We start from the raw sequence: 19,648 nt of genomic DNA, 5'->3' as shown, positions 1-19,648 counted from the left end.
TAATACTTAAATTGTATTAACTAAAACTTAGACACAAAAAAGCCCGCAGCGTTAACTGCGGGCTTTTTATTGAATGAGTGAGTCAGCCGTATAAGCCGGGTTTTGTCCTTTCCGAAGAAAGTGATAATCATTCGTCTAGGCCATAAATCGCTCTATGGCTCAAGCAACCTACCCGGTTCCAACGTGGGCCACGCCATAAGGAACCCTATTTGGTCTTGCTCCGAGTGGAGTTTACCTTGCAACCGACTATTACTAGCGGCCCGGTGCGCTCTTACCGCACCCTTTCACCCTTACCAATCCGAAAATTGGCGGTCTCCTCTCTGCTGCACTTGTCGTGGGCTCACGCCCCCCAGCCGTTAGCTGGCACTCTGCCCTATGGAGCCCGGACTTTCCTCCCCCTGATCATTTTCGTCACAGGCAGCGATCATCTTGGCTGACTCGGCGCGCAGTATACATGAGGCTAATACCAAGCGCAGTAAAATTTACTCTTTTTCTTCAATAATTGTTTTATATAAAGCGTTTTTCTTCATTCCAAAGTATTCGGCTACAACGCCACATGCCTTTTTCATTGGCATTTCACTTTCAAGAAGTGCCAGCATTTTGCGCGCTTCTGGCGGAACATCGTCTATTTGCTTTGGTTTACCTGGAAGCATCAACACTATTTCGCCGCGCTGCTTGGTAGGATCATCTGTTAAAAACTGTTTAAGCTCACTTACACTACCGTTAAAAAATGTTTCAAAGGTTTTGGTTAGCTCTTTAGCAAATACAACTTGTTGCTCATCACCAAGGGCTAGTGCTAAATCATCAAGGCTTGCCATAATACGGTGCGTACTTTCGTACATTATGCTGGTGATACCTGAGTTAACAGCTTCGGTAAAAAAGTCTTGGCGAGCTTTGCTCTTAGCTGGCGTAAAACCAATAAACTGAAAACGGTCGGTTGGTAAGCCTGAACAACATACGGCTGTAATTGCAGCACATGCACCTGGAACAGGTGTAACATGAGCGCCTTGTTCGCGACATAAGTTTACAACTGCATAACCTGGGTCACTAATAAGCGGTGTACCAGCATCCGATACTAAAGCAATATTTAAACCTTGATTTAGTTGATCGATAATTTGCTGTGCTTTTTGTTTCTCATTGTGGTCATGTAATGCGAACGTTTTAGCCTTAATTCCAAAGTGGCTAAGTAGCTTGCCGGTATGGCGAGTGTCTTCAGCAGCTATTAAGTCAACTTGCGATAATGTCGCAATGGCACGGTGGCTTAAGTCGTCATAATTGCCAATTGGGGTGGCAACAATGTAAAGAGTGCCAATTTTCTGTGAATTCTCCTCATTTAACATTGAGGTCTCCTGCGTCAGTCAGTAATATAAGCAAATCGCGTTAACGTATTGGGAAATCATTTGTGCGACTTAAACTAGTTAGTCTATTAATTATATTGTCAGGGTTATCGGCGTGTAGCACAACCGAAAAACCAACTAAAAACAGCGATAACGTAAGTAACCGCTCTAATGCACTTCAAAATCAGGCAACCAGTGCGCAATCTATCTACCAATTGGCGCAAAACCGCCAAGGTGCCGATAAAATACAATTACTTTATAGTGCACGTGATGCTGCAATTAGTGAGCAAAACTGGCCTTTATTAGAGACAATTGGAAATGAGCTTGAATTAACAGCAAGTGTTGATCAAATTCAAAACCGCCTTTATATTGCATTTGCACAAAAACAACAGAATAAAAATGATCAAGCCTTAGTGATTTTACAATCGCTAGACGGACAACTTACTCAACCTGAACATTTTGCATGGCATCAGTTTTTAACTGCCACTATTTACGCATCACAAAATTTTCCTAAAAAAGCAGCGCCCTACTTTTTTAGAGCCTCTGAAACAGCAGCAAAAAATAACATTGAAATCCCTCAACTGAATCAAAATCTGTGGGATAACTTAAAACAACTCTCTTCATATGCGCTTGAGCGCTTTAACCGTGGTTCGGTTATTCAGCAAGGCTGGACTAACCTAGCGTTATATCATCAAGTATATGCAGGCAGCGGTGTAGAATTAGATCAAGCAATCAATAATTGGCGAAGACGCTATATTGGGCACCCCGCTTTTACTGTTTTACCTAAACAAGATGAAATGCTTACTGAGTTTGCACCTCTAAATATAGAACGCTTAGTTGTATTGTTTCCACAGTCAGGACCTAACGAACGCTTAGGTGATGCTCTAAAAGCCGGCGTGTTAGCAGCACTTGATACTCAAAATATCAACGACACTATTTTTATTGATGAAAACTTAAGTACAGAAGAAATTACAGCACAGCTTGAAGAAATAAAGCCTGACTTTGTAATTGGCCCACTACTTAAAGCAAATATAGATAAACTAGCTAATGCGCAAACGCTTATCGATACGCCAGTACTACATTTGAACACCTTTGACGGTGAACGAATTTCACTTCAACATTATTACTTTGCACTAAATCCTGAGCACGAAGTAGAACAAGCCCTAGAGCACTTTTTAGCAATGGGTTACCAAAAGCCGATGCTACTAGCGCCTAATAACGCTAACGGACAACGTCTTGTTGATTATTTTAACTTACAGTGGCAACGCTATAGCGAAACTAAGCCGCAAATAGGCTTTTATAACGATAAAAAAGATATGCCAAATACGATTACAAGCTTGCTGGAAGTAGATAAATCAAAAGAGCGCATAAAAACGGTTAAGGCATTATTTAGACAAGAAGTAGAAAATGAAACGCGCTCACGCAGTGATATTGATGTTATTTATATTTTAGGTGATGCAATAGAAACACGCTTAATTAAACCTTATCTTGATGTAAACGTAAGTACTTTCGCAGATCGTATTCCACTTTACGCCAGCTCTAAAAGCCACAGTAAACAAATTGATAGTACTGACAAAGGCGACTTAGACGGCCTATACTTCACTGAATTGCCGTGGATGCTCGATTCGCAAATTAAACAACATAATTTACGCCAGCAGTATGATTCGTTATGGCCAGAACAAGTAGATATTAGCCAACGCTTATTTGCAATGGCATACGATGCAGTATCTGTATTACCTGATATTAGGCAGTTAAGCGTAATGCCAGGTAATCAATACAGTGGCCTAAGCGGTAAATTATCAGTTAATACAAGCGGTCATATAGAACGTATGCTCGACTGGGCTCAATACACAAATCGTCGTATTAAATCTGTGCAATTAAAAACGCAGCGTCCTGTGCCATTGTTTATGCAATCAGCAAGTGAGATGCAAACTATAAATTAAACTTAATTAAGTAAGGGGGCGACATGTCGTGGTTTAAAGAGCTGTGGCACAATAGTCGCGAAAAAGGCCAGTATTATGAGCTTGAAGCGCAAAAATACTTAGTTACTCAAGGGTTAACGCCTATTGAACGTAATTATTACTGCCCCTTTGGTGAGCTTGATGTCATTATGAAAGAAGGTAACACCCTTGTATTTGTTGAGGTTAAGTTTCGTAAAAACAATGCTCGTGGCGGCGCAAACTATGCGCTTAGCCCACAAAAGCAAGCTCGATTAAAACGTAGTATTTATCATTACTTAGCAGCTAAAAATTTGACTAACCAAGCGCTAAGAATTGATTATGTAGCCATTACAGGAGAAGCATCTCCTAATATTAATTGGCTGAAAAATGTATTTTAAACACAAATACAAATACAAAGATAAAGATAAATTATTGGTAGGCTATGCAAGATACAATTAAAGAAATTTTTACAGAGAGCATTCAAGTTCAAATCGCTGCGGGTGAAGTACTACCGAGTGCGCTTGAGTCAGCTGCATTTACTATTGCACAAAGTCTGATCAACGGAAATAAACTCATTTGCTGCGGTACTGCAAATTGCCACATGCTCGCTCAGCATATGGCGGGTGTGTTGGTTAATCATTATGAAACCGAACGTCCCTGCTTACCTGCAATTGCTCTATCGCAAGAAAACGTTAATCTGGGGCAAAGTACTCAAGTGGACGATCACGATACATTTGCTCGCCAAGTCCGCGCTTTTGCCCAACAAGGTGATTTATTGCTTGTACTGGCTATAAACGGCAACGAAAAACATGTTATTTCTGCCGTTGAAGCTGCACTAACTAAAGATATGAAGGTCATAGTTATGGTTGGTGATGATGGTGGCGAGTTGGTAGGCCTACTTGGACCTAACGATGTTGAAATTAGATCGCCATCTAAACGCCCTAGCCGCATTATCGAATCCCATTTAGTTAACTTACATTGTTTAAGCGAACTTGTTGATTTAACGCTTTTCCCTCAGGATGAAAATTATGTTTAAACGCTCTCTTATTGTTTTAGGTACTGTTGTATTACTGCAAGGCTGCGCCGCCGCTGTTGTTGCAGGTACAGCCAGTGCAGTAACTGCAGCGAACGACCGCCGTACTATTGGCTCTCAAATTGACGATAACAATATTGAAATAAAAGCCAGTATTGCACTTAGCGAAGTAGAACGTCTTGAAAAGTTTGCCAATATAAGCGCTGTAAGCGTTAACGGTATTGTTTTACTTGTTGGCCAAGTTGCTAACGAAGAAATGAGAAACGAAGCGCAGCGCACTATTGAGGGCGTTTCAGGTATTCGTAAAATACATAACCAAATTCGTATTGGCTCAAATACTGGCATTACTACACAAACTCACGACTCTTGGCTAACTTCTAAAGTAAAAGCCCAGCTACTAACAGCAAAAGACATTAGCAGTAATAACATTAAAGTAGTGACAGAAAATGCTGAAGTTTTTTTAATGGGCTTAGTATCTGACTCTGAGTCAACTCAAGCTGTAAATATTGCCCGCAATGTTTCTGGCGTAGAGCGTGTAATTAAAGTATTTGAATATATGTAAAGCAAAATACAGACATAAAAAAACCGCTTATTCAGCGGTTTTTTTTGGCATTTACTTATTATTTAATAACGCGTAAATGAGAGCCTTTTTTCTTCTCAGGCTTTTCTGGTGGTGTTTCATCAATAAACTCAGCTGATGAATCAACACTTTCAAGCTCTGGCACAAAATCGTCTTCGTCCTCTAAAAACTCATCTGCGGTAAAGACTGTTCCTTCGCCATTTTCACGCGCGTATATTGCAAGCACAGCACCTAGAGGTACATACACTTGCATTGGCTGACCACCAAAGCGCGCACTGAAGCTAAGTTGGGTTAAGTCTAACGAAAACTGTGTGACCGCTGATGGACTTATGTTTAAAACAATTTGTCCGTCTTGAACAAATTGTGTTGGCACTTGTACATTTGCAAATCCAGCGTCTACCACTAAATGCGGTGTACACTCGTTATCGACTATCCAATCAAAAAAAGCACGTAATAAATAAGGACGATTAGGCGTCATTATAAACGGATCTCACGCTCAGCTTCAGTTAAAGAGGCTTGGAATGACTCACGTTCAAATAAACGGATCATGTACTCTTTAAGCTCTTTAGAACCTGCACCATTAAGCTCAATACCAAACTCTGGTAAACGCCATAATAGTGGAGCTAAATAACAGTCTACTAAGCTAAACTCTTCACTCATAAAGTAAGGTGCTTCGCTAAAAATAGGTGCTACAGCAAGCAATGCTTCTGTTAGCTCTTTACGAGCTTGAGCAGCGTCTGACGTGTTGTTACTGATTTTGTCAGCTAGGCTGTACCAATCAGTATCAATACGATGCATCATTAAGCGGCTACGACCACGCATTACCGGGTAAACAGGCATTAGTGGAGGATGAGGAAAACGTTCATCAAGGTATTCCATGATGATGTTTGCCTGGTATAAACCAAGCTCACGGTCAATCAGTGTTGGCACTGTACCGTAAGGGTTAATTTCGTGAAGTGCTTCTGGCAAGTTATCTTTTTCAGCCAAATGAATATCTACACTTACACCTTTTTCCGCAAGTACAATACGTACTTGGTGGCTATACATACAGTTAGCACCAGAAAAAAGGGTCATTACAGGGCGCTTATTGGCAGCTACGGCCATGCCTATACCTCCATTAAATAACTAAAACAGCAAAAGGGGCTTAAGCCCCTATTGCAAAATTACCTTTAAAAATGTTCAACCTAATGAACATCTCTCCAGTATTCTTTCTTAAGCATAAATGCCAAGATAAACAGGATGATTAAAAATCCTATTACCTTAATACCTAGCGCTTCCGATTCAAGACGTGAAGGTTCACCCACGTATTCAAGGAAGTTCGTTAAATCACGAGCAGCTTGGTCGTATTCATCTACACTTAATTCACCCGTACCATCTGTTTCAGTAGCAATAACTTTGGTCACTGTGTGTCCATGTTCTTCTACTTCTTTAGTAATAGGCGTTGGTAAACCTTGTAGTTCTTGAAGAACGTGAGGCATACCTACTAATGGGAAAACAATATTGTTAACCCCAAACGGGCGAGATTCATCTTTATAAAACGATTTTAAGTACGTGTAAATATAATCTGGTGATTTTACACGCGCAATTAGAGTTAAATCCGGCGGAGCCGCACCAAACCATTTTGCTGCATCGTCTTTTGTAATCGCGTTAGTAATATGGCTACCTACTTTAGAACCGTCAAAAATCAACTGTTCTAAACCAACTTCTGTTGGGATACCTATATCACGAAAAGTGCGTTCATAACGTTGATACTGCATTTGGTGACAACCAAGACAATAGTTCATGAACAACTTTGCACCGCGCTGTAAAGATGCTTGATCAGTAAGGTCGTTATTCGCCTCCATTAAAGGAACCGACGGACCTGCTGCCATAACCATGTTAGGTAACAAGTTTACTGATAAAGCAAATAAACCAATAAGTAGCTTCTTCATCATTTCGTTAACCTCTCTGGCAATGGCTTAGTTTTTTCGTTCTTACTGTATACAAATAACAGTACGAAGAACATAAAGTAAGTCACAGTACAGATTTGAGAAATAATCGTTTTCAGATCAGTTTGAGGAGTTGCACCCACCCAACCTAAAAGAACGAAAGTTACAACAAAACCTGCAATGTTCCATTTATGGAAACCACAACGGTAACGAACCGATTTAACTCTACCACGGTCTACCCAAGGTAGTAACGCAAGTACCACAATTGATGCACCCATCGCCGCAACACCGATTAACTTATCAGGGATTGCACGTAAGATTGCATAGAATGGCGTAAAGTACCAAACAGGGAAAATATGCTCAGGTGTTTTAAGTGGGTTAGCTGCCTCGAAGTTTGGACCTTCTAAAAAGAAGCCATTCATCGCTGGCATAAAGAACACAACCCAACAGAACAATATTAAGAAACCAACCACACCCACAATATCTTTAACTGTGTAGTAAGGGTGGAACGGTATCGCATCAACAATATCTTTCTTGTCAGTGTAATACTCATGAAATTTAAATTTAGGCTTATCTTCTTCAGCTACTGAGCCTTTCTTACGTTTAATCTCAATACCTTCAGGGTTATTTGAACCCACTTCGTGTAGAGCAACAATGTGTAAGAAAACTAAGATTACGATAACCAATGGTAGTGCAATTACATGTAATGCAAAGAAGCGGTTAAGCGTTGCACCTGATATTACATAGTCACCACGGATCCAAAGTGTTAAGTCATCACCAATAACCGGAATAGCCCCGAATAAGGAGATGATTACCTGTGCACCCCAGAACGACATTTGCCCCCATGGTAATAAATACCCCATGAATGCTTCAGCCATTAGCGCTAAGAAAATAAACATACCAAATAACCACAGTAACTCACGTGGTTTTTGATAAGAACCGTAGATCATGCCACGGAACATATGCATATATACAACGATGAAAAACGCTGATGCACCAGTTGAGTGCAAGTAACGTAATAACCAGCCATATTCTACATCACGCATGATGTATTCTACTGAAGCGAATGCGCCTTCAGAAGACGGAACAAAGTTCATCGTTAACCAAATACCTGTTAGGATTTGGTTTACTAGTACCAACATGGCTAATGAGCCAAAAAAGTACCAGAAGTTAAAGTTTTTAGGTGCTGGATACTGTGCAATATGCATGTTCCAAACACGTGTCATTGGGATACGGTCGTCTATCCAACCAATAATCTTACCAAACATTAGGCTGCCCCTTTTTCTTCGCCCACTAAAATAGTGGTCTCATCAAGAAAAGTATAAGGTGGTATCTCTAAGTTTAATGGAGCAGGTACCGATTGAAATACACGGCCAGCCATATCAAATTTAGAACCATGACATGGGCAATAGAAGCCATCATCGGTTCCTTCAACTTTCTCACTAAAGTTACCTTGGAAAAAGCCAGGTGAACACCCTAAATGCGTACAAATACCTACAGCCAGAAAGATTTCTGGACGTAATGAACGGTAATCATTTGTTGATGATTCTAATTGTTGTGGCTCTTGCGAATGCGGATCACGAAGTTGACCTTCATGTTCTTTCATTTGCTCAAGCATTTTTGGGGTCCGTGATACAACCCATACAGGTTTACCACGCCACTCGACACGTATTAATTGTCCCGGTTCAAGTTTGCTGATATCTACTTCTACAGGCGCACCCGCAGATTTAGCTCGCTCACTTGGATTCCAAGACGCAATAAAAGGAACAGCAGCCCCAGCCGCACCAACACCACCTACAACAGAGGTAGCTATGGTTAAAAAGCGACGTCGGCCATTGTCTACAGGCGCATTGCTCATCCACTTATCTCCACTATGATTCTCAACACTTGCTATATTGAGAACATCAGTTACAGCAGGTTAATTATTCGAATTTTTAAAATAGAAGCGATCATAATTAAAACCCTTGATTAAAACAAGGTTATTCAAAGCCCTATGCTCGAATAAAACTAACTTGATCAAAATTTGATTAAGTAAGCTCGAGAATAAAGCCGAACGACTATAATAACGCTTCTGTAAAAACAATATACTGACCAAGATCAACACCACTAAGAGGAAACAGTAAAAACTGTACATAGTGCGGTTAAACTCACTCATTTTACTTCAATGCCAATTGTAGCAAAAAATTCCACCAATTAACTGATGGATTTAAACTAATTACGATAATTATTTAACTTTTTTGCAGCTATCTGAGTGTTTTTTAACTTTCGTTTGATTAATACGCAGTTATTAATCAATTTGATCATCATTAATTGCTGCAATCACCCAGTATCACCGTCGATATAAATAACTTTATATTAAGTTGCAAATGTAAACATTTTGATTTGAAAACAAAAAACCCAGCATAAGCTGGGTTTTTGAATTCTTGATAACGTATAGATTAACGTTTTGAGAACTGTGGACGCTTACGCGCTTTCTTAAGACCCACTTTCTTACGTTCAACTTTACGTGCATCACGTGTAACAAAACCTGCTTTACGAAGTTGTGAACGTAATGATTCGTCAAACTCCATAAGTGCACGAGTGATACCATGACGGATAGCACCAGCTTGACCAGTTGTACCACCACCAGAAACGGTGATGTAAAGGTCAAATTTTTCAGTCATATCAACTAGCTCAAGAGCTTGATGAACAACCATGCGTGCTGTTTCGCGACCAAAATACTCTTCTAGAGAGCGTTTGTTGATTACGATGTTACCAGTGCCTGGGCGTAAGAATACGCGAGCACTTGAACTTTTACGACGACCTGTACCGTAGTATTGATTTGCCATGATGGTGCTCCTTAAATGTCTAGAACCTGAGGCTGTTGTGCAGCATGGTTGTGCTCAGTACCTGTGTAAACTTTAAGTTTACGGTACATAGCGCGGCCTAAAGGACCACGTGGCAACATGCCCTTAACAGCCTTCTCGATGATCATTTCAGGCTTTGCAGCTTGAAGTTTATCAAAAGTAGTAGACTTAAGACCACCTGGAAAACCAGAGTGTGAATAGTACACTTTGTTTTTGAATTTGTTACCAGTTACAGTAACTTTTTCAGCGTTGATAACGATGATATAATCACCAGTATCTACGTGCGGTGTATATTCAACTTTATGCTTACCGCGTAGGCGATGAGCGATTTCAGTAGCGATGCGACCTAAAGTTTTACCTTCAGCGTCAACTACGTACCAGTCACGTTTTACTGTTTCTGGTTTAGCAACAAACGTTTTCATTTATAAAAATCCAATGTTTTTCAATTAAAACCACAAGTAGTTAATATTAACTACTGCTCTAAGTTTGCTATAACCCCTTCGAGTTTTAGACTTTTGCGCCGCTCACAAGTGGCTAGACTATATGAGGGCATAGAACGCAACGTGGCAGACGCGGGAGTATACCAGCACTTAAAACACATTGCTACTCGCCGGTTGTTTTTTCCACAAGAAATTTTAGAAATAAGAAGTACTATATATGCACCTCTTATTTTTAATGGCTAACCTATTACACTTTTACCTACTAAATTTAAACCAAATGCTCTCTAGCTAAATACTCTAGAGACTGCATTTCTTGCAAACGGCTTATACAGCGCTTAAATTCAAAGTTTAAATTACCTTGGGTATAAAGTTCGGTAATAGGTTTTTCAGCCGATATAATTAAAGTTACATGGCGCTCGTAAAATTCATCCACTAAAGCAATAAAGCGTCTAGCGGCATCATCATTAGTTTGCCCAAGCTGTTTTACGTTAGAAATAATCACCGTATTATATAAGCGACTAATCTCCATGTAATCAACCTGACTACGCGCTGTTTCGCATAATTCACTAAACTCAAACATCACCACGCATTTAGCTACTTTTCGCGTTTTGATTTTTCGCCCTTCTATTTCTATCGGCTCATCTAATTGTCCAGGCTCTGACGATAGCTTATCGAAGTATTCAAATAGGTTTTTATCTGCATCTTCATCTAACGGACTATGAAAAATTTCGGCTTGCTCTAAGGTACGTAATCGATAATCAATACCTGAATCTACATTAACTATTTCTGTATTGAGCTTAACCAGCTCTATAGCAGGGACAAAGCGGGCACGCTGCAAGCCATTTCTGTAAAGCTCATCAGGCACTATATTAGATGTAGCAACAAGTACTATACCCCGTGCAAATAGCGCTTCCATTAAGCCACCTAGCAACATAGCATCGGTAATGTCTTGAACAAAAAACTCATCAAAACAAATTATGTCTGTTTCAGCTTTGAAAGTGTCGGCTATTTTTTCTAATGGATTAGCCGTATTGTTTAGTTTTTTAAGCTCATTATGCACTCGGTGCATAAATCGATGAAAGTGCACGCGCATTTTACGTGTGCCCGGTAGTGATTCGTAAAAAGTGTCAACTAAATAAGTTTTACCACGCCCTACTCCACCCCAAAAGTACAAACCTTTTATAGGCGCAGGTTCATCTTTACTAAATAACTTAGCAAAAAAACCTTTTTGTTTTGGCTTTGCCTGAGTTAGGTCATCGTATAGACGTTGTAAATGGCGCACAGCATTTTCTTGTGCTGCGTCGTGTACAAAGTCATCTCGCTTTAAGTCTTGTTGGTATGTTTGCCAAGGAGTCATATCTATTTACAGTTAAAACACAGTTTAATTTGCAAAGCATATTAACACGCATCATAACTCGGGGTATATTACACTTAGTATGATTTATAATTGAATCGGCATTCGTTAGTTATTTTCCCAAAGGGGTAGTTTTTATGGGCACAGTTATGTGGGTAGGTTTAATTGTTATTGCTGCTGTTGTAGCATTTTTTATTGGCGCATTTGTTACTAAAAAACAATTCAAACAAGATGAATTAAAAGAGCAGGCAGAGCAAGCTGAAAATGCATTAGAGCAGTATCGTCAAGATGTAGCTGATCATTTAGCGAATACTGGCAAGCTCGTAAATAAAATGAAAGAAAACTATGATCAACTGCTTAGTCACGTTGAAGAAACAAACCAACTTCTTTTAGAAGATAGAAATAAAGCACCAGCAGAACCTTATTTTTCTAAAGAAACAACAGAACAACTACAAGCGTCTTTAAAAGAACGTCGTTCAGATCGTTCTTCAGCCGCAGCGCAACCAGCTGATTATGTATCGGGTGAATCTGGTTTATTTGCTGGTCAAAATAAAGTTTCAGAACATTCTAAAGTATCTTGATGAACTTTTTTTAGACCCCATAGTCTTTAGATATAACAGCTTTGTTGTTTTATCTTAATAAATCGAAAAGGGCTGCTTTTAAAGTAGCCCTTTTTGTTTTTGCTTTATCTTAAGTGGAGTTACCCCTGACTATGAAAATGAAATTATCACTTATCAGCGCAGCTATTTTATCTACAAGCTTATTAATGAGCCCTGTAGCGTCTTATGCGAAAATGCCAATTGCAGTAAATGGTCAACAACTACCCACTCTAGCCCCCATGCTAGAGCAAATATCTCCTGGTGTTGTAAGTATCCAAGTTTCAGGCTCTAAAGAAGTACGCCGCCGTGCAGATCCACTCGAATACTTTTTTGGACAACAGCAGCCTCGCAGTCAAAAACGCCAATTTAGTGGATTAGGTTCTGGGGTCATTATCGATGCTGATGAGGGCTATGTAGTGACTAATAACCACGTAATCCAAGACGCCGAAAAAATGGTAGTTACTCTCGAAGATGGCCGTGAATTTGAAGCAACTAAAATTGGTACTGACACAGAATCAGACATCGCTCTTTTACAAATAGACGCTGATGACTTAACTGAAATCAAACTCGCCAACTCAGATAATTTACGAGTGGGTGACTTTGCTGTCGCTATTGGTAACCCATTTGGCCTTAGCCACACAGTTACATCAGGTATTGTTAGTGCCCTTGGTCGAAGTGGTTTAAACATTGAGGGCTACGAAGATTTCATTCAAACCGACGCAGCTATTAACCAAGGTAATTCTGGCGGTGCCTTAGTTAACCTCAATGGTGAGTTGATTGGTATTAATACCGCTATTTTAGGTGCTTCTGGCGGCAACGTGGGTATTGGTTTTGCGATTCCATCTAATATGATGAAAAATCTAGTCGATCAAATTATTGAACATGGTGAAGTACGTCGAGGCTCGTTAGGCATTTCTGGTCGTCCACTTGATGCTGGACTTGCAAAAGCACAGCAACTTGATGTCAAACAAGGTGCTTATGTAATGCAAGTAATGGACGACACTGCCGCAAGTAAGGCTGGAATTGAAGCTGGTGACGTTATTGTTAGCATAAACGGTGGCGACATTAGTGGCTTTCATGAACTACGCAGCAAAATTGCTACTCTAGGTGAAGGCCGTGAGATAAAACTAGGCATTTACCGCGATGGTAAAATTAAAACAGTGAAAGTAACCCTTGATGGTGCATCAGGTGTTACAGCGACCGGTGAAGAGCTGCATCCTGCATTCCAAGGCGCGACACTTGAAAATGTACAAAAAAACAGTAATAAAGGTGTTGAGGTTACTTCTGTAGATCCTCGCTCACCTTCTGCCCGTGTTGGCCTTGAAGAAGGCGATATTATTATGCAAGTGAATCGTCAACGAGTTGAAACGATTCGCGACATGAATAAAATCATCGACAGTACAAAAGGTAATATAGTACTTGGCGTGCAACGTGGTCGTGAGTCTATATTTATTTTAATTCAGTAATAAATAGCACTATTAATGTAATAAAAATAACAGTGGCACTTGCCGCTGTTATTTTTTTTATGTCATCATAAAGAGATTGCTCACTTACATAATAAGAAAATCGTGCTGAAACTAATAAAATTTATTCTTCCCCCTTTATTTGCAGGCCTAAGTATTGCTTTTTTAGTGGTTTTTTTCAGCCCTAATATGCGAGCGGCTTTACTTCCAAATGTTCCCCTACCAAGCGCAATGAGTTCGAGTCACCTGAGTTTTTCTGATGCCGTTAAACGAGCAGCTCCTTCTGTGGTTACTATTTTTTCAGAAAGTATTTCCAAAGAACCTCGTTATAAAAGAAAAAACACGGTACAAGAGCTTGGCTCTGGCGTCATCATGTCGCAAGACGGTTACATTCTTACCAACTACCATGTTGTTAATAATGCAGATCAAATTATGGTTATTCTAACCGATGGCAGACGTTTTTTTGATGTACAGCTAATTGGTTTTGATACTATTACTGATTTAGCCTTACTTAAAATAAATGCAGATCACCTTCCGGTAATTCCTGTAAATGATAGCTATGTATCCAGTGTGGGCGATGTTGTACTTGCCATAGGTAACCCGCTTAATTTAGGCCAAACAATCACGCAAGGCATTATTAGCGCAACGGGTAAGCAAAAAATTACAGACAGTCCGTACAATAACTTATTGCAAATGGATGCGGCTATTAATGTGGGCAACTCTGGCGGCGCATTAGTTAACTCCAATGGTGATTTAGTCGGCATTACTTCTGCGCAGTTTAAAACGCGTGAGAACTTGAATATTCAAGGAATATTCTTTGCGGTTCCTTACTCACTTGCTAAAAAAGTAATGGGTAAGCTCATTCGTCATGGTCGCGTTGTGCGCGGCTATTTAGGCTTTGAAGGCACAGCAGTAGATAGTACCGGCAAGGAAGTAAACGACAGCCTAACCCCAGTTACTGGCATGCGTATTACTAATTTAGACCCTTTGGGACCAGCATGGCAAGCGGGCATTGAAGAGCAAGATATTGTTATTAAAATTGCAGGGCTTTCGGTAGCAAATCCACAAAAAGTGCTGGAAGAAATAGGTAATACAGAACCAGGTAAAGAAATAGAATTTGAGCTTTACCGGAATGGTAAAATAGAAAAAATCATGGTGGTGGTAGCTGAGCTTGAAACAAAGCTTTAATAAAAAATAATACCAACTTTCATAAATCGTCAATAAAAAGGTCGGATAGCAATTTGCGTATCCGACCTTTTTAAAATAGCTTAGCTAGTTAAATATCTACTTAACTACTTCGACGTTTAATATTTGCACCCAACGCACTTAGCTTATCTTCAATGCGCTGATAGCCTCTATCAACGTGATAAATACGGTCAACAACCGTTTCACCCTGTGCCACTATACCCGTTAAGATTAAGCTAGCTGAAGCGCGTAGGTCGGTTGCCATCACTTGCGCGCCCGTTAGGCTCTCAGTCTCACCACAAATTGCGGTATGCCCTTCTAAACGAATATTAGCACCCATACGCTGCAACTCTGGTACATGCATAAAACGGTTTTCAAAAATCGTTTCTGTAATAGTCGCACTACCATTTGCTACTACATTTAATGCTGTAAACTGAGCTTGCATATCCGTAGGAAAACCTGGGTGTGGAGCTGTTTTAATATTCACGGCTCTCAGTTCTCGGCCGCGCATATCAAGATAAATACTGTCGTTATGTACTTCTAAGTGTGCATTTGTTGCACGTAATTTTTCAATCACAGGCTCAAGAGAATGAAAGTCAGTGTTTTTGCAAAGTACTTCACCGCCTGCCATTGCTGCAGCGACTAAAAACGTACCTGTTTCTATTCTATCTGGTAAAATGCTGTGCTCGCATCCTGCTAAACGCTCAACGCCTTCAACTTCAATGCGGCTAGTGCCTGCACCCGTAATTTTAGCGCCCATAGCAATTAAGCAGTTAGCTAAATCAATTATTTCGGGCTCGCGTGCAGCGTTATCAAGTATGGTTTTACCATCAGCAAGAGCAGCTGCCATCAATAGGTTTTCGGTAGCGCCTACGCTTACCATTTCCATAAAGATTTCAGCGCCTTTTAAGCGACCGTTTACCTTGGCATTAATATAACCATTTTCAACGTTTATTTGTGCGCCCATGCGCTCCAAACCTTGAATATGTATATCAACAGGACGAGCACCAATAGCACACCCACCAGGTAAAGACACTTGAGCTTCACCAAAACGTGCAACTAAAGGGCCTAATGCAAGTACTGAAGCACGCATTTGCTTAACTAAGTCGTATGGTGCTAATGTTTTATTAACCGTTGCGCCGTCAATCACTAGCGTATCGCCGTGCCAATTAACATCAGCGCCTAGAGTTTTTAATAAGGCTTCAGTGGTCACTATATCGCGAAGGCGCGGTACATTAGTAAATGTACTTTTTCCATCAGCTAATAATGAAGCAAACAAAATAGGAAGTGCGGCATTTTTAGCGCCAGAAATAGTCACTTCACCAGCAAGTGAAGTACCACCTTGAATTACAAATTGATCCATTAAGAGGCCCTATTTATTGCGGTAAAATAAATTTTTGTTCACGCTTCCACTCTACAGGAGTAAATGCACGAATAGATACTGCGTGAATTGTGCCATCTGAAATTGTATTCATTAATGGGCCATAAACTAGCTGCTGCTTTTTAACTCGGCTTAAACCGTCAAAGCATTCACCTACTGCAACAACTTCATAATGACTACCATTGGCTTTTACATGTACTTCAGCTAATTGAAGTTCTTCGCGTAATAATGTTTCGACTTGGCTAGTTTCCATAACTCTCACTCAAATAGGGTTGTAACCTGACCCAATTGCATTAAATTTTGCAATTGCTCAGGTAGGTTTTGCAATTCAAGGCGAATGCCTTGCTGCTTTAATTCTGCAAAAGAGTGAATTAACCAAGCTAAGCCCGCTGTGTCAACCCTAGATACACCACTTAGGTCGAAATAGATGATTTTATGCTTGGTTAATAGCTTGTTGTTCAGAAGCTGTTCATCGCCAATTGAATTTCGAGTAAGCTCACCGTTTACTCGAAAATGTTGTCCATCAACTTGGCTTATTGCCAATTTAGTCATTCGAGTTACTGCCTCTAAACTGAACTGGTAGCTGACTCTTTTGCTCTAAAAGGTTACTTACATTATCAATACCTTGCTGACGCAAAATACCTTGTAGCTCACTTTGTTTTGCATCTAGTAAACTAATACCTTCAGCAATCATATCGTACGCGCGCCATTCACCGTCACGGTCTTCGCGTACTTTAAAATCGATTCTGATATCAGGTTTACCATCTTCAATAATTTTAGTTTTAACGACAACGACATCTTTGCCTTTAAATGCTTGTTCTGCACCAAACTCAACTTTCTGGTTTGTATATTGAGTGAATACACCTGCATAAGTAGCAACTAAATACTCTCTAAACACACCAATAAAGCGTTGAATTTCTTTAATTGCTTTGGCTTTTTCAGCTTCGTCGGTAATTGCACGTACTTTAGATACTTCACTACCTAGTACGCGAAGTGCTGCATATTTGTAGTCGATATAAGGCATTAATTCTTCTTCAACGATTAAGCGAAGATGCTCTTGATTTTTAACAATTAATGGCTGATCTTTTTTAATACGTGCAAATGTATTATCAGCAACTTGGCGTACCATTTTATTTGGATCGATTAATTTCACATCTGCTGCACTTACGCTTTGAGTTAGCGTCATTGTGCCAATTACTACAATAGCTAAAAACTTTTTCAACATAATAATTACTCACTACCTTGGTTGAATAAAAACTGCCCGATTAATTCTTCAAGTACAATGGCAGACTTAGTGTCAGTAATTGAATCGCCATCACCTAGTGCTTTACTTTCCACACCAAACAAATCGTCAATTGCTTCATCTTGCTTGTTTTCAGTCACTGTTTCGCCTAAACAACGTTGTTTAGCCGAATCTGGAGAAATGACAGGGTGAATACCTAAGTACTGCTCACCTAAAATACCCGACGTTAAAATAGAGATTGAGCTTGTGTCTGAAAAACGACATAAATACTGTGCATCAATGGTCATGTTTACCACTGGTAAAAATTCTTGTGGGTGAACATAAATTGATTCAACACGACCAATTACAACACCACCTACTTTTACTGGTGCACGTGCTTTTAATGAGCCAATGTTTTCAAACTTGGCATTAAGCGTATATGTTTCGCCAGAGCCACTAATACCTGAATTGGCAACTTTAAGTGCGAGCATCGCAAAAGCTAAAATGCCAAGTGCTACAAAAAAACCAACTAAAATTTCTAATTTCCGTGAATTCATTATCTATACCCTATTAGCTGGTAAACATTACCGCTGTCAAAATAAAGTCAAAACCTAAAACTGCTAATGACGAATGAACAACCGTTTCGGTGGTTGCTTTGCTGATCCCTTCTGAGGTCGGCACACAGTCATATCCTTTATAAAGCGCAATCCAGGTCACCACTATGGCAAATACAAAACTCTTAATAATACCGTTTAGTATGTCTTGCTGAAACGACACTTGTGATTGCATGATTGACCAAAAACTACCTGTATCAACCCCCAGCCAATCTACACCCACTAAATGAGCGCCTATGATTGCTACGGCTGAAAATATCAATGCAAGCAATGGCATGCTTATAAAACCCGCCCAAAAGCGCGGTGCAATAATACGTTTTAGCGGATCGATTGCCATCATCTCAAGTGATGAAAGTTGCTCTGTTGCTTTCATTAAGCCAATTTCAGCAGTCAATGCGCTACCTGCGCGTCCTGCAAATAGTAATGCAGTAACAACCGGGCCCAGTTCTCGCAATAAACTCAGAGCCACTAACGGCCCTAAACTATCCTCAGCGCCATAACCAACTAATACGGTGTAACCTTGTAGAGCCAACACCATGCCGATAAACAAACCCGACACCATAATAATGAGTAACGATTGCGAACCAACCATATAGAGCTGGCGAACAAGTAACGGTGTGCCTTTTTTAAAATTAGGAACATGCGCTAATGCACTAAACAGCATATAAGCAGAACGGCCAAGAGCCGCAAAACGTCCTAGCGTTTTATGTCCTAGCTTTTGAAATAAATCCAACATTATGCTTTTTCTCCAAGTAGTTCGTCTGCATAAGCTTGAGCCGGAAAATGAAATGGTACTGGACCATCCGACAAGCCTTTTAAAAACTGTTGAACTAAAGGAGATTCATGATTGCGCATTTCATCAGGAGTACCACAACCAATTACACCTTGATCGGCGATAATTATAACGTGATCGGCAATACTCATTACCTCTGTCACATCGTGTGTCACAATTAAAGACGATAAACTCAATACTTCGTTAAGCGACTTAATTAGCTTAACCAATACGCCCATCGAAATAGGATCTTGTCCTGCAAATGGCTCATCGTACATGATTAGCTCTGGATCAAGTGCTATAGCGCGCGCAAGTGCAGCACGTCTTGCCATACCGCCCGATAACTCAGAGGGCATTAAATCTTTAGCGCCACGTAGCCCAACCGCTTGCAATTTCATTAATACAACTAATCGGATAAGGTCTTCACTTAGCTTTGTGTGCTCTCTTATAGGAAACGCAATATTGTCAAATACCGACATATCAGTAAACAGCGCACCACTTTGAAAAAGCATGCTCATTTTAGTACGTGCTTCGTATAACTCTTTACGAGACATTTTAGGAATGCTGCCACCTTCAAATAAAATATCACCTGAATCTGGTTTAAGCTGACCACCAATTAAACGCAACATAGTGGTTTTGCCAATTCCGCTTGGCCCCATGATCGCAGTAATTTTACCTTTAGGAACGCTAAAACTCATATTTTTATATATAGTTCTATTGCCTCTCGAAAAGCTAACATCCTTGACTTCTACTATTGATTGCGACAAGTCGCTCTCCATAAAAATGTTCACTAGTGCACCTATTTTAAAGCTTTTTTGTCAAAGATGGAAAAAACAATTCGTAAGATTTTGTAATACACCCATGAAAAGGATTATAAGACTCGCTCAAAACAGCTTAACCCCGGCTTAAATTTTTAAATTAGCTGTTTAAAAGCAGCATTGTTACCTAGTTGAC

Annotated in this window: 23 protein-coding genes and 1 other RNA gene; 7 read left to right on the top strand and 17 right to left on the bottom strand. The window is 40.0% G+C overall.

Annotated features, from left to right (window positions below):
* Positions 1–75 precede the first annotated feature (75 nt).
* Positions 76–440, bottom strand: an RNA gene (gene rnpB, locus CXF89_RS02575) — RNase P RNA component class A.
* Between the two features lie 42 nt (positions 441–482).
* A complete protein-coding gene (gene rsmI / locus CXF89_RS02570) occupies positions 483–1,340 on the bottom strand; it encodes a 16S rRNA (cytidine(1402)-2'-O)-methyltransferase (RefSeq protein WP_010554279.1) in 858 nt (285 codons plus the stop codon).
* 62 nt (positions 1,341–1,402) lie between these two features.
* Here rsmI and CXF89_RS02565 point away from each other — a divergent pair, with 62 nt between their 5' ends.
* Genes CXF89_RS02565 through dolP form a run of 4 tightly spaced genes read left to right on the top strand, consistent with a single transcriptional unit; the run spans position 1,403 to position 4,872 of the window.
* Positions 1,403–3,280, top strand: a complete 1,878-nt coding sequence (locus tag CXF89_RS02565) for a penicillin-binding protein activator (RefSeq protein ID WP_024599273.1) — start codon at positions 1,403–1,405, stop codon at positions 3,278–3,280.
* Between the two features lie 23 nt (positions 3,281–3,303).
* Positions 3,304–3,675, top strand: a complete 372-nt coding sequence (locus tag CXF89_RS02560; protein ID WP_024599272.1) for a YraN family protein — start codon at positions 3,304–3,306, stop codon at positions 3,673–3,675.
* Positions 3,676–3,719: 44 nt separating this feature from the next.
* Complete coding sequence (locus tag CXF89_RS02555; protein ID WP_002957968.1) at positions 3,720–4,313, top strand: SIS domain-containing protein; 594 nt, start codon at positions 3,720–3,722, stop codon at positions 4,311–4,313.
* Positions 4,306–4,872, top strand: coding sequence for a division/outer membrane stress-associated lipid-binding lipoprotein (dolP, locus tag CXF89_RS02550; RefSeq protein WP_121953723.1), 567 nt, complete (start codon positions 4,306–4,308; stop codon positions 4,870–4,872). Before CXF89_RS02555 ends, dolP begins: the two co-directional genes overlap by 8 nt.
* Before the next feature lie 58 nt (positions 4,873–4,930).
* Here the strand turns inward: dolP and CXF89_RS02545 are convergent, their stop codons facing one another.
* From CXF89_RS02545 to zapE, 8 genes are all read right to left on the bottom strand, one after another.
* A complete protein-coding gene (locus CXF89_RS02545; protein WP_007580339.1) occupies positions 4,931–5,368 on the bottom strand; it encodes a ClpXP protease specificity-enhancing factor in 438 nt (145 codons plus the stop codon).
* Positions 5,368–5,994: a stringent starvation protein SspA gene (gene sspA, locus CXF89_RS02540; protein ID WP_002957965.1), complete on the bottom strand. Its 627-nt coding sequence runs from the start codon at positions 5,992–5,994 to the stop codon at positions 5,368–5,370. Before sspA ends, CXF89_RS02545 begins: the two co-directional genes overlap by 1 nt.
* Before the next feature lie 80 nt (positions 5,995–6,074).
* A complete protein-coding gene (locus CXF89_RS02535) occupies positions 6,075–6,824 on the bottom strand; it encodes a cytochrome c1 (RefSeq protein ID WP_024599270.1) in 750 nt (249 codons plus the stop codon).
* Positions 6,821–8,086: a cytochrome b gene (locus CXF89_RS02530; protein WP_121953722.1), complete on the bottom strand. Its 1,266-nt coding sequence runs from the start codon at positions 8,084–8,086 to the stop codon at positions 6,821–6,823. Before CXF89_RS02530 ends, CXF89_RS02535 begins: the two co-directional genes overlap by 4 nt.
* The gene (gene petA / locus CXF89_RS02525) at positions 8,086–8,676 is read right to left on the bottom strand and encodes a ubiquinol-cytochrome c reductase iron-sulfur subunit (protein ID WP_007580333.1); all 591 of its coding nucleotides are present in this window, start codon (positions 8,674–8,676) and stop codon (positions 8,086–8,088) included. Before petA ends, CXF89_RS02530 begins: the two co-directional genes overlap by 1 nt.
* Before the next feature lie 580 nt (positions 8,677–9,256).
* Positions 9,257–9,649, bottom strand: a complete 393-nt coding sequence (rpsI, locus tag CXF89_RS02520; RefSeq protein ID WP_024590200.1) for a 30S ribosomal protein S9 — start codon at positions 9,647–9,649, stop codon at positions 9,257–9,259.
* Positions 9,650–9,657: 8 nt separating this feature from the next.
* Positions 9,658–10,086, bottom strand: a complete 429-nt coding sequence (gene rplM, locus CXF89_RS02515; protein WP_007378318.1) for a 50S ribosomal protein L13 — start codon at positions 10,084–10,086, stop codon at positions 9,658–9,660.
* Between the two features lie 286 nt (positions 10,087–10,372).
* Complete coding sequence (zapE, locus tag CXF89_RS02510; RefSeq protein WP_121953721.1) at positions 10,373–11,461, bottom strand: cell division protein ZapE; 1,089 nt, start codon at positions 11,459–11,461, stop codon at positions 10,373–10,375.
* Positions 11,462–11,595: 134 nt separating this feature from the next.
* Here zapE and CXF89_RS02505 point away from each other — a divergent pair, with 134 nt between their 5' ends.
* The 3 genes from CXF89_RS02505 (at position 11,596) to CXF89_RS02495 (ending at position 14,708) form a co-directional block, all read left to right on the top strand.
* Positions 11,596–12,039, top strand: coding sequence for a Z-ring associated ZapG family protein (locus CXF89_RS02505; protein WP_007580324.1), 444 nt, complete (start codon positions 11,596–11,598; stop codon positions 12,037–12,039).
* Between the two features lie 131 nt (positions 12,040–12,170).
* Positions 12,171–13,523 carry a Do family serine endopeptidase gene (locus CXF89_RS02500; RefSeq protein WP_007580322.1) on the top strand — a complete coding sequence of 451 codons (1,353 nt, stop codon included), beginning with the start codon at positions 12,171–12,173 and terminating at the stop codon, positions 13,521–13,523.
* Between the two features lie 102 nt (positions 13,524–13,625).
* Positions 13,626–14,708 (top strand): trypsin-like peptidase domain-containing protein, encoded by a 1,083-nt coding sequence (locus CXF89_RS02495; RefSeq protein WP_007580320.1) that lies wholly within the window; start codon positions 13,626–13,628, stop codon positions 14,706–14,708.
* A 100-nt stretch (positions 14,709–14,808) separates the two neighbouring features.
* On the opposite strand, the gene murA is transcribed toward CXF89_RS02495, so the two are convergent.
* From murA to CXF89_RS02460, 7 genes are read right to left on the bottom strand one after another with little or no spacing between them, the layout of a single operon-like run.
* Positions 14,809–16,068, bottom strand: coding sequence for a UDP-N-acetylglucosamine 1-carboxyvinyltransferase (murA, locus tag CXF89_RS02490; RefSeq protein WP_007580318.1), 1,260 nt, complete (start codon positions 16,066–16,068; stop codon positions 14,809–14,811).
* Positions 16,069–16,081: 13 nt separating this feature from the next.
* A complete protein-coding gene (locus CXF89_RS02485; protein WP_002957953.1) occupies positions 16,082–16,339 on the bottom strand; it encodes a BolA family protein in 258 nt (85 codons plus the stop codon).
* Between the two features lie 5 nt (positions 16,340–16,344).
* Complete coding sequence (locus CXF89_RS02480; protein WP_010554274.1) at positions 16,345–16,638, bottom strand: STAS domain-containing protein; 294 nt, start codon at positions 16,636–16,638, stop codon at positions 16,345–16,347.
* On the bottom strand, positions 16,631–17,311 hold the full coding sequence (locus CXF89_RS02475) for an MlaC/ttg2D family ABC transporter substrate-binding protein (RefSeq protein WP_121953720.1): 681 nt from the start codon (positions 17,309–17,311) through the stop codon (positions 16,631–16,633). Before CXF89_RS02475 ends, CXF89_RS02480 begins: the two co-directional genes overlap by 8 nt.
* A gap of 5 nt (positions 17,312–17,316) precedes the next feature.
* Positions 17,317–17,865 (bottom strand): outer membrane lipid asymmetry maintenance protein MlaD, encoded by a 549-nt coding sequence (gene mlaD / locus CXF89_RS02470; RefSeq protein ID WP_002957950.1) that lies wholly within the window; start codon positions 17,863–17,865, stop codon positions 17,317–17,319.
* A 13-nt stretch (positions 17,866–17,878) separates the two neighbouring features.
* Entirely contained in the window at positions 17,879–18,658 is a 780-nt protein-coding gene (mlaE, locus tag CXF89_RS02465; protein ID WP_002957949.1) for a lipid asymmetry maintenance ABC transporter permease subunit MlaE, read from the bottom strand.
* Positions 18,658–19,473, bottom strand: a complete 816-nt coding sequence (locus CXF89_RS02460; protein WP_076916424.1) for an ATP-binding cassette domain-containing protein — start codon at positions 19,471–19,473, stop codon at positions 18,658–18,660. Before CXF89_RS02460 ends, mlaE begins: the two co-directional genes overlap by 1 nt.
* Positions 19,474–19,648: the final 175 nt, after the last annotated feature.

This window comes from Pseudoalteromonas sp. MelDa3, from assembly GCF_002863625.1.
Taxonomy (GTDB): Bacteria; Pseudomonadota; Gammaproteobacteria; order Enterobacterales; family Alteromonadaceae; genus Pseudoalteromonas; species Pseudoalteromonas arctica.
Note: the sequence above shows the minus strand (reverse complement) of the source record. Positions and strands in the feature narration are given on the sequence as shown.

Coding starts and splice junctions, on each gene's coding strand:
- mlaE (WP_002957949.1), bottom strand. CDS start 18,658: ATGTTGGATTTATTTCAAAAGCTAGGACATAAAACGCTAGGACGTTTT.
- rsmI (WP_010554279.1), bottom strand. CDS start 1,340: ATGTTAAATGAGGAGAATTCACAGAAAATTGGCACTCTTTACATTGTT.
- CXF89_RS02480 (WP_010554274.1), bottom strand. CDS start 16,638: ATGACTAAATTGGCAATAAGCCAAGTTGATGGACAACATTTTCGAGTA.
- petA (WP_007580333.1), bottom strand. CDS start 8,676: ATGAGCAATGCGCCTGTAGACAATGGCCGACGTCGCTTTTTAACCATA.
- CXF89_RS02500 (WP_007580322.1), top strand. CDS start 12,171: ATGAAAATGAAATTATCACTTATCAGCGCAGCTATTTTATCTACAAGC.
- CXF89_RS02530 (WP_121953722.1), bottom strand. CDS start 8,086: ATGTTTGGTAAGATTATTGGTTGGATAGACGACCGTATCCCAATGACA.
- CXF89_RS02545 (WP_007580339.1), bottom strand. CDS start 5,368: ATGACGCCTAATCGTCCTTATTTATTACGTGCTTTTTTTGATTGGATA.
- CXF89_RS02560 (WP_024599272.1), top strand. CDS start 3,304: ATGTCGTGGTTTAAAGAGCTGTGGCACAATAGTCGCGAAAAAGGCCAG.
- rplM (WP_007378318.1), bottom strand. CDS start 10,086: ATGAAAACGTTTGTTGCTAAACCAGAAACAGTAAAACGTGACTGGTAC.
- murA (WP_007580318.1), bottom strand. CDS start 16,068: ATGGATCAATTTGTAATTCAAGGTGGTACTTCACTTGCTGGTGAAGTG.
- CXF89_RS02505 (WP_007580324.1), top strand. CDS start 11,596: ATGGGCACAGTTATGTGGGTAGGTTTAATTGTTATTGCTGCTGTTGTA.
- zapE (WP_121953721.1), bottom strand. CDS start 11,461: ATGACTCCTTGGCAAACATACCAACAAGACTTAAAGCGAGATGACTTT.
- mlaD (WP_002957950.1), bottom strand. CDS start 17,865: ATGAATTCACGGAAATTAGAAATTTTAGTTGGTTTTTTTGTAGCACTT.
- sspA (WP_002957965.1), bottom strand. CDS start 5,994: ATGGCCGTAGCTGCCAATAAGCGCCCTGTAATGACCCTTTTTTCTGGT.
- CXF89_RS02475 (WP_121953720.1), bottom strand. CDS start 17,311: ATGTTGAAAAAGTTTTTAGCTATTGTAGTAATTGGCACAATGACGCTA.
- CXF89_RS02460 (WP_076916424.1), bottom strand. CDS start 19,473: ATGGAGAGCGACTTGTCGCAATCAATAGTAGAAGTCAAGGATGTTAGC.
- CXF89_RS02535 (WP_024599270.1), bottom strand. CDS start 6,824: ATGATGAAGAAGCTACTTATTGGTTTATTTGCTTTATCAGTAAACTTG.
- CXF89_RS02485 (WP_002957953.1), bottom strand. CDS start 16,339: ATGGAAACTAGCCAAGTCGAAACATTATTACGCGAAGAACTTCAATTA.
- CXF89_RS02555 (WP_002957968.1), top strand. CDS start 3,720: ATGCAAGATACAATTAAAGAAATTTTTACAGAGAGCATTCAAGTTCAA.
- dolP (WP_121953723.1), top strand. CDS start 4,306: ATGTTTAAACGCTCTCTTATTGTTTTAGGTACTGTTGTATTACTGCAA.